This is a genomic window from Verrucomicrobiaceae bacterium (assembly GCA_016713035.1).
GTDB lineage: Bacteria > Verrucomicrobiota > Verrucomicrobiia > Verrucomicrobiales > Verrucomicrobiaceae > Prosthecobacter.
On record JADJPW010000006.1, the window covers coordinates 84,774 to 99,017 of the forward strand.

The 14,244-nt window shown below is 59.9% G+C and carries 16 protein-coding genes and 1 pseudogene; 8 read left to right on the forward strand and 9 right to left on the reverse strand.

The features are described from left to right. Positions 1-426 precede the first annotated feature (426 nt). Positions 427-906 (reverse strand): low molecular weight phosphotyrosine protein phosphatase, encoded by a 480-nt coding sequence (locus IPK32_17445; GenBank protein ID MBK8093703.1) that lies wholly within the window; start codon positions 904-906, stop codon positions 427-429. 3 nt (positions 907-909) lie between these two features. Then, complete coding sequence (locus tag IPK32_17450) at positions 910-2,313, reverse strand: PLDc N-terminal domain-containing protein (protein MBK8093704.1); 1,404 nt, start codon at positions 2,311-2,313, stop codon at positions 910-912. Between the two features lie 159 nt (positions 2,314-2,472). Between IPK32_17450 and IPK32_17455 the strand changes: the two genes are divergently transcribed. After that, on the forward strand, positions 2,473-3,261 hold the full coding sequence (locus tag IPK32_17455) for an ABC transporter ATP-binding protein (protein ID MBK8093705.1): 789 nt from the start codon (positions 2,473-2,475) through the stop codon (positions 3,259-3,261). Here the strand turns inward: IPK32_17455 and araD are convergent. From araD to IPK32_17485, 6 genes are all read right to left on the reverse strand, one after another. Beyond that, positions 3,258-3,962, reverse strand: a complete 705-nt coding sequence (gene araD / locus IPK32_17460; protein MBK8093706.1) for an L-ribulose-5-phosphate 4-epimerase AraD — start codon at positions 3,960-3,962, stop codon at positions 3,258-3,260. The two genes, IPK32_17455 and araD, sit on opposite strands and share 4 nt — an antisense overlap. A gap of 23 nt (positions 3,963-3,985) precedes the next feature. Beyond that, complete coding sequence (locus IPK32_17465; protein ID MBK8093707.1) at positions 3,986-4,804, reverse strand: tetratricopeptide repeat protein; 819 nt, start codon at positions 4,802-4,804, stop codon at positions 3,986-3,988. A 137-nt stretch (positions 4,805-4,941) separates the two neighbouring features. Continuing rightward, a complete protein-coding gene (locus IPK32_17470) occupies positions 4,942-5,388 on the reverse strand; it encodes an arsenate reductase ArsC (protein MBK8093708.1) in 447 nt (148 codons plus the stop codon). Next, positions 5,385-6,032 carry an aquaporin gene (locus IPK32_17475; protein ID MBK8093709.1) on the reverse strand — a complete coding sequence of 216 codons (648 nt, stop codon included), beginning with the start codon at positions 6,030-6,032 and terminating at the stop codon, positions 5,385-5,387. The genes IPK32_17470 and IPK32_17475 overlap by 4 nt, the downstream gene beginning before the upstream one ends. 1 nt (position 6,033) lies before the next feature. Continuing rightward, entirely contained in the window at positions 6,034-6,513 is a 480-nt protein-coding gene (locus tag IPK32_17480) for a hypothetical protein (protein MBK8093710.1), read from the reverse strand. A 6-nt stretch (positions 6,514-6,519) separates the two neighbouring features. Beyond that, positions 6,520-6,828, reverse strand: coding sequence for a winged helix-turn-helix transcriptional regulator (locus IPK32_17485; GenBank protein MBK8093711.1), 309 nt, complete (start codon positions 6,826-6,828; stop codon positions 6,520-6,522). A gap of 93 nt (positions 6,829-6,921) precedes the next feature. Here IPK32_17485 and arsD point away from each other — a divergent pair, with 93 nt between their 5' ends. The 3 genes from arsD to IPK32_17500 are packed head-to-tail and all read left to right on the forward strand — an operon-like array spanning position 6,922 to position 9,701. Further along, positions 6,922-7,251 (forward strand): arsenite efflux transporter metallochaperone ArsD, encoded by a 330-nt coding sequence (arsD, locus tag IPK32_17490; GenBank protein MBK8093712.1) that lies wholly within the window; start codon positions 6,922-6,924, stop codon positions 7,249-7,251. Next, complete coding sequence (gene arsA, locus IPK32_17495; GenBank protein ID MBK8093713.1) at positions 7,248-9,107, forward strand: arsenical pump-driving ATPase; 1,860 nt, start codon at positions 7,248-7,250, stop codon at positions 9,105-9,107. The genes arsD and arsA overlap by 4 nt, the downstream gene beginning before the upstream one ends. A 57-nt stretch (positions 9,108-9,164) precedes the next feature. Then, a complete protein-coding gene (locus IPK32_17500) occupies positions 9,165-9,701 on the forward strand; it encodes a tetratricopeptide repeat protein (protein ID MBK8093714.1) in 537 nt (178 codons plus the stop codon). A gap of 4 nt (positions 9,702-9,705) precedes the next feature. On the opposite strand, the gene IPK32_17505 is transcribed toward IPK32_17500, so the two are convergent. Next, positions 9,706-10,794, reverse strand: a complete 1,089-nt coding sequence (locus IPK32_17505) for a cobalamin biosynthesis protein P47K (protein MBK8093715.1) — start codon at positions 10,792-10,794, stop codon at positions 9,706-9,708. 112 nt (positions 10,795-10,906) lie between these two features. Here IPK32_17505 and IPK32_17510 point away from each other — a divergent pair, with 112 nt between their 5' ends. The 4 genes and pseudogenes from IPK32_17510 (at position 10,907) to IPK32_17525 (ending at position 14,217) form a co-directional block, all read left to right on the forward strand. Next, positions 10,907-11,221 carry a winged helix-turn-helix transcriptional regulator gene (locus tag IPK32_17510; GenBank protein ID MBK8093716.1) on the forward strand — a complete coding sequence of 105 codons (315 nt, stop codon included), beginning with the start codon at positions 10,907-10,909 and terminating at the stop codon, positions 11,219-11,221. 140 nt (positions 11,222-11,361) lie between these two features. Next, a pseudogene (locus IPK32_17515) lies at positions 11,362-12,656 on the forward strand (IS4 family transposase). 110 nt (positions 12,657-12,766) lie between these two features. Further along, the gene (locus tag IPK32_17520) at positions 12,767-13,969 is read left to right on the forward strand and encodes a tetratricopeptide repeat protein (protein MBK8093717.1); all 1,203 of its coding nucleotides are present in this window, start codon (positions 12,767-12,769) and stop codon (positions 13,967-13,969) included. Next, entirely contained in the window at positions 13,966-14,217 is a 252-nt protein-coding gene (locus IPK32_17525) for a hypothetical protein (GenBank protein MBK8093718.1), read from the forward strand. Before IPK32_17520 ends, IPK32_17525 begins: the two co-directional genes overlap by 4 nt. The last annotated feature ends 27 nt before the right edge of the window (positions 14,218-14,244 follow it).

Consider the following 14,244-nt stretch of genomic DNA (forward strand, 5'->3'; position numbering starts at 1 on the left):
GTGCACCGTATTGGCCTGCTAGAGTGAGGGTGATGTCCCGCTTGCGTGAGATGGAGCCGGGGGCCTCCAGTCCGCTCGAGTCAAAGAGCACACGGGCCTGCGGATCGGTGACGTACACCTCCAGATCGACTTTTTGCTTGGTGTGGTTGTAGATGCGGGCACTGAGCTCGCGGGAGTGAGCAGTGCGGACAGCTTGGGCGATGTCTTGAGGCTGCAAAATGCCATTTTGAGCCTGTTGGGAGAGCATTTCGGCCAAGATGTTGGCGATATCGACCAGGGGCTCCTCGGTGGCCTCCATATACTGCCGCTCCACACGCCGGATGAGCTGCGAGAAAAGGACGAAAAGCCCCACGCTGGCGACGAGCGCGAACCCGAGTAGAAAGCGTGTGGTGAGGCTCATGTGGGTGAAGAGGGGAGAGTCTCGCCTCAGAGTGACTGCGCATGGCGGAGAATCCCCGCGCAGCCATCCTCCATGAGATCGAGTACTTTTTCAAAATCCTCTGGTCCGCCGTAATAGGGATCTGGCACTTCATACATGGCATGCTCAGTGCAGAAGTCGCAGAAGAGGCGTATTTTGGATCGGTGCTGGCGCTGGCGGTCCAGGGCTTCGATGTCACGCAGGTTTTCGCGATCCATGGCGAGGATGAGGTCAAAGCGCTCGAGGTCGTCCGCGCAGATTTGGCGTGCGCAGTGATCGAGCGTGTGACCGCGCTGTTTGCCGGCTGCACGCATGCGCGGGTCTGGCAGCTTGCCACTGTGCCAGCCTGCGGTGCCTGCGGAGTCGATTTCGATTCTTTTGGACCATCCGGCCTCTGCGACGAGTGTGCGCATCACGCCATCCGCAGCGGGTGAGCGGCAAATATTGCCGAGGCAGACGAAAAGGACGCTGAAAGTGTTTTTGGCCATGGATTATAGTAGCGGGATAAAGAGTCGTGCGAAGCCGTTGCGCAGCTTTTGTGGCCATGGGGCGGCCTCTAGGCCCTCACGCGTCACTTCGCAGCTTTGGGCACGTTTTTCGGCAAAAATGGTCTTCAGTCGAGTGGCGAGCGCTGGGTCATACAGGGCCACATTGAACTCGAAATTCAGCCGCAGACTGCGTGGGTCCCAGTTCGTGCTGCCGATGAAGCTCCACACGCCGTCGATGAGGAAAACCTTCGAGTGATCGAATGGCGGGGGACTTTCAAAGATGCGCACACCGACCTGAAGGAGCTGAGGATAGAGCGTCTGCGCGGCCCAGGCGACGAAGGGGATGTTGTTGACTTGCGGCGTCACGATACGAATTTTCACACCACGGATGGCTGCGAGGCGTAGCGCGGCTAGCAGCACGGGATTGGGTAGGAAGTAGGGCGTAGCGATGAGGATTTCTTCTTTGGCTGCATTGATCGCTGCGAAAAAGGCAGCGGGCATGACCTCCATGTCCTCGTCCGGGCCATCCACGATGCCCAGGGCACTAGCGGGGCCGTTTTCGACCAAATTCGGGAACCAAGTAGCTCCATCGAGAGTCTCGCCGCAGCAAAACAGCCAGTCTTCTGCGAATACTCGTTGAATCTGTGCGACGATGGGCCCCGTGATCTCGAAGTGCAGATCCTGCACCGGGTGCTCTGGCTTGCGTGAGAGCATGTTTCCCTCGCGAATATTCATTCCGCCCGTGAAGGCACGCTCACCGTCCACCACCAAGATTTTGCGGTGGTTTCGCAGATTCATGGTGATGAGGCGCAGGAGGAAATGGTTTGGCATGAAGCGCCGTGCGGGCACGCCTGATTTTTGCAGGGAATCGACCACTGGAGGCCACGAGTACTTGGTCCCCGCATCATCCACCATCACACGCACATGCACGCCACGGCGCACGGCCGCCGTGAGCTCTGCCACAAAGTCTGCACCGATACCGAGTGCCTCGAAAATGTAGCTCGACATGGTGATGCTGGTTTTCGCTGCGCGGATGGCCGCTAGCATGCGTGGCTTTGCCTCGTCGCCATTGATGAGCACGGAGGCGGTATTGCCCTGCGTGAAGCAGAAGCGGCTGATTTTATCCAGAGTCACAGCGAGCTGCTGATGGTCGCGTGCCTCGTTGCTTTCTGGGGAGAAGGGCAGGGGATTGGCAGGCACAGGATCATGCCATGGCTCATGAATATCCCGCCGGTAGTGCTTCCCCCTCCGGCGGAGGATATTGATGCCGAGAAATAGGTAGAGCAGCGGTGCGATGAGTGGTGAGAGCACGATCAGCGCCGTCCAGAATGCCGCCGCCCGGTAGTCCCGGTGGCGGATGAGCACATGCAGGAGTGAGGCGATGCCGCCCAGCAGAGACAGGCACACAGTGAATACATTCCATTCAAAAAGGACAGCATGGGAGAGGGGGTGTATGTCGGGTTTTCTCCCCCAGGTTTCAAGTTTCCTCTTCCAGGATTAGCCCCCGAGGCCAGAAAGCACCAAGGTGAAACTTGAAACACCCTCCGCAGCCCGCTATGGCCGCGCATGCCCGCAGATACCCGTGAAATCATCCTCGAAGCTCGTGACCTCACCCGCGAGTTCGACGGCGTGCGTGCGCTGGACCGGTTTAGCTTCCAGTTGCGGCGTGGAGAGGTCCTGGGCCTGCTGGGGGCCAATGGCGCGGGCAAGACCACGGCGATGAATTGCCTACTCGGGCTCACACTGCCCACGAGTGGCGATTTGTTCGCCTTTGGCCTGCCTCTGCACCAAAACCGCATCCAGATCCTCCAACGGGCGAATTTTTCCTCCGCATACACCGCCCTGCCAGGGAATCTGCTCGTGTGGCAAAACCTGATCGTCTTTGCACGCATCTATGGCGTGGCCGATCCGAAAAAGAAGATCGCCGAGCTGATGGAGATGCTGGAGATCACTCATCTGGCGAAACGAGTCACCGGACAGCTCAGTGCGGGTGAGTCCACGCGAGTGAATCTCGTCAAAGCCTTCCTCAATGACCCCGAGCTCCTCATGCTCGATGAGCCCACGGCCTCACTCGATCCCGACATCGCGGACAAGGTGCGCAAAGTCGTCCGCCGTGTGCAGAGGGAGCGTGACATCGGCATTCTCTATACCTCGCATAACATGCGTGACATCGAGGAGGTCTGCGACCGCGTGATCTTCCTCCACCAGGGGAAAATCGTCTGCGAGGGCACTCCGACAGAAATCGTCTCGCGTAGCAGCAGTGCGACGCTGGAGGATGTCTTCATCAAAATCGCTCGCGATGGCGAGATCATCGACGAGCCGAGCAAATGCAAAGCGCCAACTGGACCCGCTTAGGCTCCTTTTTGGCCGTAGTAGGCGGAGGGGCCGTGTTTGCGGTGGTGGTGCTTTTCGAGGATGTGAGCGGGGATGGGGCTCATGGCTGGATTGAGCGATAATCCATCGAGAGCCATGCGGGCGCACATTTCCAGCGCGATGCTGTTGTGCAGGGAGTCGAGCGCATTCTTGCCAAAGGTGAACGGAGCGTGGTGGAGCTGGAGCACCGCTGGCATGTGCAGCGGATCGAGCCCCTGGCTGCGCAGGCACTGCACGATGGCGACTCCGGTGTGGTGCTCGTAATCCTCTGCGACCTCCTCTGGCGTGAGTGCCCGGACGAGCGGCACGGTGCCGTGAAAGTGATCCGCATGCGTGGTGCCGTAGCAGGGCAGATCGCGACCAGCCTGGCAGAGCGTGGTGGCAAAAGGACGGTGGGTGTGGGTGATGCCGCCGATTTGGGGGAATTCGCGGTAGAGGTGGAGATGCGTCTTGGTGTCGCTAGAGGGGCGTAGGCTGCCGGCGACGACTTTCCCCTCCAGATCGAGGAGGACGATGTCTGCGGGTGTGAGTGCCGCGTAGTCCACGCCACTGGGCTTGATGCCCCAGATGCCACTGGCGCGGTCGATGCCGCTCACATTCCCCCAGGTGAGGCGCACGAGGCCGCTGGGCACGAGTGCGCGGTTGGCTTCACAGACTTGGTGGCGGAGCTCTTCGTGGGTCATGTGGACGAGGTTGCCTTTTTGAATCAGGACTTGCCTAGGGAGCGTGCAAGGCGGGCGCGGATAGTCGCTGCGCGGTCGTTGTCATTGATCATCTCCAGCATGGCGATGTAGTCCTGGCTGGTGGCCTCAAAACTGCGTGCCTCATGCGGGAGGTGCCCCTCTAGGATGTCGAGCGCACGGTCGTAGTGCCGCAGGGCCTCCGCGTTTTCACGTAGCTCGTGACTGGCGGTGGCCAGATTGCTATGCGACTGCGCCGTGTCGCGGTGGTCTGCTCCGAGCACTTTTTCCCGCACTGCCAGAGCATCGGTGAACATGTCCTTGGCCTGATCTGGGAAGCCCGCGACGTAGTAGAGCCCCCCGAGGTTATTGAAGAGCGTGGCCACAGCTTCGGAGTCGCGGCCATGGTTTGCCTCCAGGGTATCGAGGGCGCGGAGGTAGTGCTGCTCGGCGAGGGCGTATTTTCCCATGCCTTTGTAGGACATGGCGAGGTTGTTGCGGAGCTGCGCGGCGGTTTCCTTTGTCTCGCGGGTGCCCAGGGCCTCAAAGTCGGTGATGGCGTCTTCGTAAAAGGCCGTGGCATCTCCTTCGCGGCCACTGAAGTCGAGCAGGGTCGCTAAATTCATCCGCACGGCGGCCAGGGTGCCCACGGGTAGCTCACGTCCCTCCGCGCTCGTCAGTGCCTCACGGTAGGCGGTTTCAGCGGCGGCGGGCTCGCTCTCACGCAGGGTGTCTCCCAGAATTTGGAGAGCATTCACCAGCGCAGGGAATCTGGCGGGATCGGCTGCGGCGGCTTCGCGTGCCTTTTGGGCAGTGGAACGGGCATTTTCAGGGGAGGCGGGCATGGCACTCGGAAGTCAGGCGGCCAGATAGGAACCGGAAAACGGGAAAAAGAAATCGAAAAGTAGGCGCAAGATGAGTCAGGGCCTCCTTAGCGCTGCCTGGAGTGTGCGTCAGAGGGCGAAGAGGCCTTCTTTCGACCTCAATTATTCCGGCGGCGCATTTCATCGCGACGCCCGTCTGCATAGGCGGTGAAGACGGCTTTGATCTCATCCCGCACGCGGCGGAAGACACTCATGATTTCCTCCTCGCTGCCGGTGGCGTGGGCGGGGTCGTCGAAGGGCCAGTGGTGGCGCTGGAGCTGGCCGGGATACATCGGGCAGGCCTGGTCTGCATTGCCGCAGACGGTGATGACGGTCTCCACATCGCGGACGAGGAAGTCGTTCATGTGCTTGCTCGTGTGCGCGGAGATGTCGATGCCGATTTCCGCCATCGCCTTGATGCCGAGCGGATGCACGTAGCCCGCAGGTTTCGATCCGGCGCTGGCGACTTCGAGGATGTCACCCGCGACGTGGCGCAGCAGGCCTTCGGCAAGGTGCGAGCGGCAGGAATTGCCGGTGCAGAGGATGAGAACGAGCGGTTTGTTCATGAGGGAGTGGGTTCGACAGCTTTCGCGAGCGGCACGGCAACGAATGCGCCGAGCACCGTCGCAGTTAGATATATCCAAAGGTGCTCCAGGTGGCCGGAGACGAGCGCGGGAGCCAGCGAGCGTGCGGGATTCATCGACGCTCCGCAGATAGGGCCAGCGAACATGGCCTCCAGGGCGATCACACCGCCGACTGCGATGCCTGCGGTGATGCCTTTTTCCTTCGCACCAGTGGAAACACGCAAGATCGTCAGCATGAGGATGCAAGTGAGGATGAACTCCAAAACGAAGCTCTGCATCGCCGAGCCTGCGGGGAGCGTCGCACCGAGCTTTTCGTGATTTGGGAACAAAAGTCGCAAAACGCCGCTCGCGGCCACTGCGCCAGCGATTTGGGCCAAAACATAGCCGAGCACGCTTTTCCATGCGAAACGGCCCGCGACTGCGAAACCGAGCGTCACAGCCGGATTGAGGTGCGCCCCGCTGACATCGCCAAAGGTGTAGATCATCGCCATGACCACGAGGCCGAAGGTCAGCGCGATGCCCGCGTGGCCGATCACGCCGCCGCTCACATCATTGATCACGATGGCACCAGTGCCCGCGAAGATGAGGATGAAGGTGCCGAGGAGTTCGGAGAGGAGCTTATTCATGTCAGCAGCATTTGGAGCCGGGCGTGCAGCAGGTCTGTGGCAGGATTTTCGGTGCCGGAGCACACTCGCCCGGCAGACAAATCCCGCGTGCGAGGCAATCGGTGTGCTTCCAGCCGCAGCGGAAGGTCAGCGTGCCCTCGATCACCTCAGCGCTCTCGACCGGGAACTGCGCCACGACGCCGTCTTCGTATTCGATTTCCACGGGAAGCTCGTGATGCGGCAGCACATCGCCCGCTTTGTCAAAGATGGCGGCCAGTTTGCCCGCGTGTAGGCGGTGGGCGACATCGTCATGCACCCAGGTTTGCAGCAAACAAGTCTCCAGCGTGCGCCGCGTGCCGCCGCAGTCGATGAAGCGCTTCAATACGTGGCCAACCTCAGTAATGTGGAAGTGCGCGGGGATCAGGCCACCGTCCGGCAGGATGAAAGTGAGCGGTTTGTCCGCATGCGAGCGGAGGTGAGTGAGGAGTTCAGCAATGGTCATGGGGAATTAGCAGCATTTGGTTTTTTTGCCGCCGCAGGCCAGCCGGTCCACGCAGCGGAGGAAATCGCTCAGGCAATCGCAGGCGAGCGAGTAGTAGATATTGAGTCCGCGCTTCTCGCAGTTCAGCACACCCGCCTCACGCATGAGCGTGAGATGCTTCGAGACCGTGGACATGTCCGCGCCGACGAGGTCTTTGAGGTCACAGACACACATTTCGCCCTTCATCAAAGCCTCGGCGATGAGGAGCCGCGACGGATGCCCCAGCGCCTTGATCACGGCGGCGCGGTCTTCGAGCTTTTTCTTCGTGGTGGGCATCTATTTGGCGAAATAGCCAAATAAAGCGAGCGGGCAACAAGTTTCGCTCAGTGACGGGGCTTTACTTGCTTATGAACCGGGCGAGCCTCCCTCATGAAAACCATCCAGGTCTTTGATCCGCCCATGTGCTGCTCCACCGGTATCTGCGGTCCGAATATTGATCCTGATCTCGTGAACTTCGCGGCATCGCTGTCGCAACTAGCGAACATGGGGGTCAAAATCGAGCGCCAGAACCTGGGGCAGCAGCCGATGGCCTTTGCGAAGAACGCGGCGGTGAAGGCTCTGCTGGAAAAAGAAGGCACCACCGTGCTGCCAGTCATCTTTATCGACGGCGAGGTTTATATGAAGGGCCGCTATCCGAACCATGACGAGCGTCCGGTGTTCTTCCGCACGGTGTTGGGCATCGAGGAGGCCAAATCATGAACCTGCCCACTTACCAGCCTGATGCCGCCACTTCGACACGCTTCCTCTTTTTCACCGGCAAAGGCGGCGTGGGCAAAACCTCACTCTCATGCGCCACGGCGCTGCGACTCGTCGAGGCGGGCAAACGCGTCCTTTTGGTGAGCACGGACCCGGCATCGAACCTCGATGAGGTGCTCGAAACAAAGCTCACGAACGCGCCCACGCCCATCGTGGGTGCGCCGGGCCTCGATGCGCTGAACATCAATCCCGTGGCCGCTGCGGCGGCGTATCGCGAGCGTTTGATCGGCCCCATGCGCGGCCTGCTGCCGGAGGCGGCGCTGCGCAGCATGGAGGAGCAGCTTTCCGGCTCCTGCACGGTGGAGATCGCGGCGTTTGACGAGTTCTCCGGCCTCATCGGTGATCCGAATGCCGCGAAGGCTTATGACCACGTCATCTTCGACACTGCGCCCACCGGCCACACCTTGCGGCTCATGAGCCTGGCGAAGGCCTGGGACCAGTTTCTCGACAAAAACACCAGCGGCACGTCCTGCCTCGGACCGCTGGCCGGATTGGAAAAGCAGCGCGGCATTTACGAAGCCACGGTGAACACGCTCGCCGATGCCACCGCGACCACGCTGGTGCTCGTGAGCCGTCCGCAACTCTCCGCGCTGCGTGAGGCCGAACGCACCTCGAAGGAACTGCGTGCGCTCGGCATCGCGAATCAATGCCTCGTCATCAATGGTGTGTTTGTAGGCGCAAACGCCAGTTTGCGGTCTGACGGCCCCGCGTTGCCCAAACCGCGTTCTGGCGAACGCGCCTACACGGCCGATCCCATCGCACAAGCCATGCAGCAGCGTGGTGAGGACGCCTTGAGTGCCTCGCAGCCTTTCATTGGCAGCATGCCCAGCTTTGTGGTGCCGCTGCGCTCCATCAACATCCTCGGCATCGGCGGATTGAAGGTGCTTTTGAGCGATGAAGCCGATGCGGTGGCGAATGCGGCTTTCTCATCGTGGCAGCCGCCGGAGATGCAAAGCCTCGCTGATCTCGTCAGCGGCATCGAGCAGCAAGGTCACGGCGTCATCATGACGATGGGCAAAGGCGGCGTGGGCAAAACGACCGTCGCCGCCGCCATCGCCGTGTTACTCGCGAAACGTGGTCACCGCGTGCATCTCAGCACCACCGATCCCGCCGCGCACATTGCGCAAACGCTCGCCGGACAGGTGGAGGGCCTCACGACGAGTAAAATCGATCCCGCGGCCGAAACTGCCGCCTACACTGCGGAAGTCATGGCCAATCAAGGTTCGCAAATGGATGCCGCAGGCCGCTCCTTGCTCGAAGAAGACCTGCGCTCGCCCTGCACGGAGGAGATCGCCGTGTTCCGCGCCTTTGCCCGCGAGGTGGGACAAGGCACGAAACGCTTTGTCGTGCTCGACACCGCGCCCACCGGCCACACGCTGCTGCTTCTCGATGCCAGCGAGGCCTACCAACGCGAACTTGAGCGCCAAGCCCGCAGCACACAACCCGAGGAAGTGCTGAAACTCCTCGAACACCTGCGCGATCCCGCCTTCACGCACATCCTGCTCATCACCCTGCCCGAGGCCACGCCCGTGCACGAGGCCGCCGCCCTCCAGGCCGATCTCCGCCGCGCCCGCATCGAGCCCTACGCGTGGGTCATCAATCAAAGCCTGCTCCACAGCGGCTCCTGCGATCCCTTGCTGCAACGTCGCGAGCACTCCGAGCATCGCTACATCGACGAAGTCGTCGAAAAACAAGCCACCCGCACCGCCTGGCTGCCGTGGCAGGCCGAGGAGCCCATCGGGCCGGAGGCGCTGGTGCATCTGGCAATGGCGTGCCTGCACGAAACGTCTGTTTGTTGATGCCTGCGCAGGATGACAGCAGGAAGTGACGTTTTCCTTCCGAAGCATCCACTCATCATGAACCGAATTCTTCTTTCCTACCTCGCTCTCGCCCTCCTTTTGCCTGCTTTTGCCGCTGAGCCTGTTTCGACCACACCGAAGCTCGAAATTCTGAACAAGCAGATCGAGCGTAACCCGAACGACGCCAAGGCTCATTCGAACCGCGGCTATGTGCTGGCGCTTCTTGGACGAAAAGAGGAGGCGCGGAAGGATTTAAAGAAGGCGGTCGAGTTGCAGGACGACGCACCGATGCGCAACCGCGCGGGTTGGGCGTATTTCAACATGGGCGACTACGCGGATGCGGTACGCGAGTGTGAAGCGTCAGCGAAGCTCAGCGATCACGGTGCTCATTACGACTATTACTCGCTGGTACTCGGCTACTGGGGCACGGGCGACACGAAGCGGGCGCTGGAGAACTACGCGAAGGCCGTCGAGAAAGATCCGCGCCTAGGCGAATACAAGTCACTCAACGAACGCACCGCCGAGTGGACGCCGCTGGAGCGCCAGGCTATGCACGAGACGTATGTGCTCTGGAGCAAGGCTTGGCGGCCTTGATTCATCAGCTATCCCGATGCGTCGGCGTCGGTTTGCCGGGACGGAAGTGCTCTTCGTGATCGAGCGTGGCTTTGAGGCCGAAAAATTGCGCCGCAGTCGCTTCGACGCCTGCTTTCACCGCTTCCATGAGCGACGCCGGATCTGCCTCGGCACGCAGATTGATGATGAGCTGGCCGCCAGTGCTCGGTTCGTCGAGTTCCATGCCGAGCTCGGCCACATAGTCGCTGCGCACGAGATTGATGCTCGCCAGTTCGCCCGCGATGCCATCGTCGGGGCTGAAGGTCATCTTGAAATGGGCGATCTCGATGCCTGCGAGCTGTAACCGCCCTTGAACATGCGTGGCGAGCTTTTTGAGGAAGTCGTTCGCCTCGAACTCGTCATCCGATTTCAGCGTGACGGTGGCGTTCAGCCAGCCGAGCAGCGCTTCGCCATCGGCATAGACTTCGTAATCGACGGCCATGGGATTGCGCCGCGCTTGCTCATCGGTCATGAGGCTGGCGAAAAGCTCATCGAGACCGGTTTCCTGACGTGGCGAGGCCGTGACGACCTTCGCGAGCGGGAATTCCTTCGTCAAAACGGCTCGCAGCTCCTCGCGTTGTGTGTCGTCGATGAGATCGCTTTTGCTGATGACGATGATGTCGGCCTCTTCGAGCTGCTTTTTGAAGATGTAGGCCACTTTGGAGGAGAAGGTGCCGCCATCATCGAGACCGAACACACGGCGGGCGCGGATCGGGTCCACCAGCACACTCAGCGGCGCGATGGTGAAGGCATCGCCATACATGCGGCGCAGCGGATACGTCACCGTCGCCACGAGGTCCGTGCAGCTCCCCACCGGCTCCGCGATGAAGACATCCGGCTTGGTGCTGCTCGTCAGCTTGCTGGCGGCATCGACGAGCGTGTTGAAGCGGCAGCAGAAGCAGCCGCCCGCGATTTCCTCCGTCGCATAGCCCTGGCCGCGCAGCAGCTTCGTGTCCACGAGGCCACCCGCCTGATCATTCGTGATGAGGCCGACTTTGAGGCCCTGATCGCTCAAATACCGCGCCAACCGTCCGACGGTGGTCGTTTTACCGGCTCCGAGGAAGCCTCCGATCATGATGTAGCGTGCGCGTTGGGACATGGGGTGTTTTTATTTGCCAGATGTGGCAAATAAACAAGCGCCAACCACGCATCTTGCAAAAAAATCCACCACGCTGTATTTCCGAGCCATGCCTGCCCGCAAAACCTTCGACTGCCTTAGCGCCATGCGTGCGCTGGGTGAGCCGACGCGTCTGCGCCTCGTGCGCCAACTCATCGCGGGAGCGAAGCCCGTGACCGAGCTGTGCGAAGCGCTCGAAGTCACGCCCTACAACGTTTCCAAGCACCTCCGCGTGCTGAAAGAAGCCGGACTCCTCGAAGTCGAGAAACAAGGCCAGCAGCGCATCTACGCCCTCGCCGCCGCCTTTCGTGAGAAGCTCTCGAACAACGCCAAGACGCTCGATCTCGGCTGCTGCCAGTTTCATTTCGACAAGCTGCCGGAGTAGCGAAAGCTGGCAATAATACGTTTAAAACGATGTGGTATTAAAAACATCGTATTTTACTCACAGCCATCCCATAAGGCGGCTAGGCAGAGGGGTGTGAAGTGTGCTGACTGAGGGCGAGAAGTGGTTTGATTTGGATTGCGATGTCAAAACCAAAACACACCCAAGCCACCCAGCCAGCACGCCATCACATCAACGTTCTCGGCCAGATTCTCAAGCTCATACCGCGCAGCATCATCAGCACCGCTGCCAGGGAGACCGGCGTGGACGCCAAGGCGCGGACCTTTAGTGTCATGAGCCACCTCGGCACGATGATCTTCGCCCAGGCTCGCCCACGCCCTGAGCCTCAACGACATCTGCGACTGGCTGCGGCTCAAGACCTGCGCCATCGCCGCCTTTGGCCTCACCCCGCCCTCGCGCAACAACCTCTCCCACGCCAACAAGGAGCGCGACGCTCGCTTCACCGAGCTGGTCTTCTGGCGCACGCTCGAACATCTGCATCATTGCGATGCGAGCTTTTGCTCTCAGCGGCCCGGCCGCAGTTCACGCGCTCCGCTTCACCGTTTCAAAGTGAGGATTCACGCGGTTGACTCCACTGTGATGGAACTGGTGGCCAACTGCATGGGCTGGGCCAGGCACCGCCGCCGCAAGGCCGCCGCCAAGATGCACCTGCGCCTGAGCTTGAACAGCTTCCTGCCCACCTTCGCCATCGTGGGCAGCGCCGGCGAGCATGACAACAAGCGCGCCCGTGAGCTTTGCGCCGGATTGAAAGAGGGCGAAGTGGTCGTCTTTGACAAGGCGTATGTGGACTTCGCCCACCTGCATGATCTCGATTTGCGCGGCGTGCAGTGGGTCACCCGCGCCAAGGACAACCTCCGCTACCGCGCCCTTCGCAACCTGCCGGTGGTCAAAGGCAGCGGCATTGTGAAGGATCAGATCGTCAAGCTCACCGGGACGAAGTGGAAGTCGCTCTCCGGTTGGACCGTGCGGCGGGTCGAGGCATGGGTGGAGGTCGATGGCGAGAAGCGCCTGATGGTCTTCATCACCAACAACACCCATTGGAGTCCTCGCAGCGTCTGCGACCTCTACCGCGCCCGCTGGGACATTGAGGTGTTCTTCAAACAGGTGAAGCAAACACTCCAAGCTCGGCGACTTTTTGGGGCACAACGCCAACGCGATCCGCTGGCAGGTGTGGACGGCGCTGCTGGTGTATGTGCTGCTGCGCTTCGCCGCACACATGAGCCAGTGGGGCCACAGCTTCACGCGGCTCTTTGCTGTGGCCCGCGCGTCGATGTGGGAACGGCTCGATCTGCTTGGCGTTTTACAAAGCTATGGGACAGCAGGTGGCAGTTTCAAAATACTGGGCAGTCCGCATACCTCGTGGTTGCCAGGGTTTGAGCCTGCGGGCACGCAATCTCATGGGACAGCACCCGCGTGATATGCCTGCATAACCGCGCTTTAGGCCGTAAAAACTCAACTCGCCCTGCTCCGCTTTTAAGCCGCCCTCCCTTCGCAAACCACTCGCTTGCCCGTCAGTTTCCGAGGGCTATGGGATGGCTGTGTCTCCGACATGTAATTTTGCGCAGAGGATTAGACGATCTGGATGAATCAAATTGTGACGAAGCTACGCTGGCACGGCTTATTTGTCTCGCCGAAGAAGAAGGCAATCCTTCTGATTTACTAAAACTGGCCAGAATCTACTCTTATAAGAAGGAGTGGGAAAAGCTTCTTGATGCGTTTGAAAAGTTGGTCGCATCCCGCCGAGCAACACAGGAGCAGCAAGCGACCGCAAATTTTTATGCAGGTATCGCATTTTGCGAAACTGGCAGGCTAAATGAAGCAATCTCAGCCTACAAAATATCAGTCGAGTCCACTCAACGCGAAGACCTGAAAGCCTGGGCGCACTATAATCTTGGAACCACACTCGCCCAGGCTGGCTTCACCCTTGAATCTGTCTCTGAGTTTACAAAATTGCTCGAACTGAAGTCTCCACCTCTAGATCCCTTGTATCAAGGACTGGTAAACCGAGGCAGTGCGTTGATGGACCTAGGAAGGGTGAGTGAAGCTCTGGAAGATTTTGATCGAGTGATAAATGCTGCCGATGCACCCAGAGAGCAAAAAGCGACAGCTTTAGTCAATCGCGGTGTTGTAGAAGGAACGAAGCTCGACTTGGACGCCGCCCTCAAGACTTCCTCACAGGTGCTTGCAATGCTAGGTATCCCACAGGGAATAAGGGCACGTGCAGCTTTCCTGAGTTGTATGACCTTAAATGAGTCAGGAAGGCCCAAGGAGTTTTGCAATGACCTATTTGAAGTCCTAGAAAACACGGATATGCCCACTGTCCGCGAAATCCTTGTTCCAAATCACCAAATCGTGAGCATCGCGCTGATTCGCGCTATCCATGACCAGCCAGTTCGCGCATGGCCTGTAGCGATTTCGAGAGTGATTGGCAGTTTTTCCCGCCTTGGCTATCTGCCAAGTTTAGGGCGCTCATTAATTAGCCATTTGGGCGAATTAGACTGGCTGCATCGTAGTCATGAGGCATTGGATTTCTGGATTTCGTGCTGGCGTGATGCATCTGCAAAGCTGGATGCTAGCGCCAGAGCGGTGATGGCTATCCCGTTGCGATGGCTTTCCGCAGGCATCGAATACTTGAAGGCCCACGACGAAAACATCCTCCTTTCGTTGCCCCTCGAGGAACGTCGCATCCTTCGTGCTGTCCTCAAATCCCCCCCCGAAACCCAGCCATGACCTCTGCAACTCTGCAGCGACGCCCCAGCCGCCGTTCCGTGTGCCAGATCACGCGGGAGTGGGTGCAGTTGGCGTTGGCGACGGCAGCCGGGGCTGCCTTCATCTGGCAATGCCTGCGCCCGGACTCCGACATGAGAAAATGCAGCCTCCTGCTCTTTCTCTGCCTCACCTTTTTCGGTCGCCAGACCGTATTAAGGCATCTTCTTTCATTTCTCAAGCATCGCCCCGCTGCCGTCGCACGCGAATAGCACTCTCACCCTGCAAAACCCTCGATC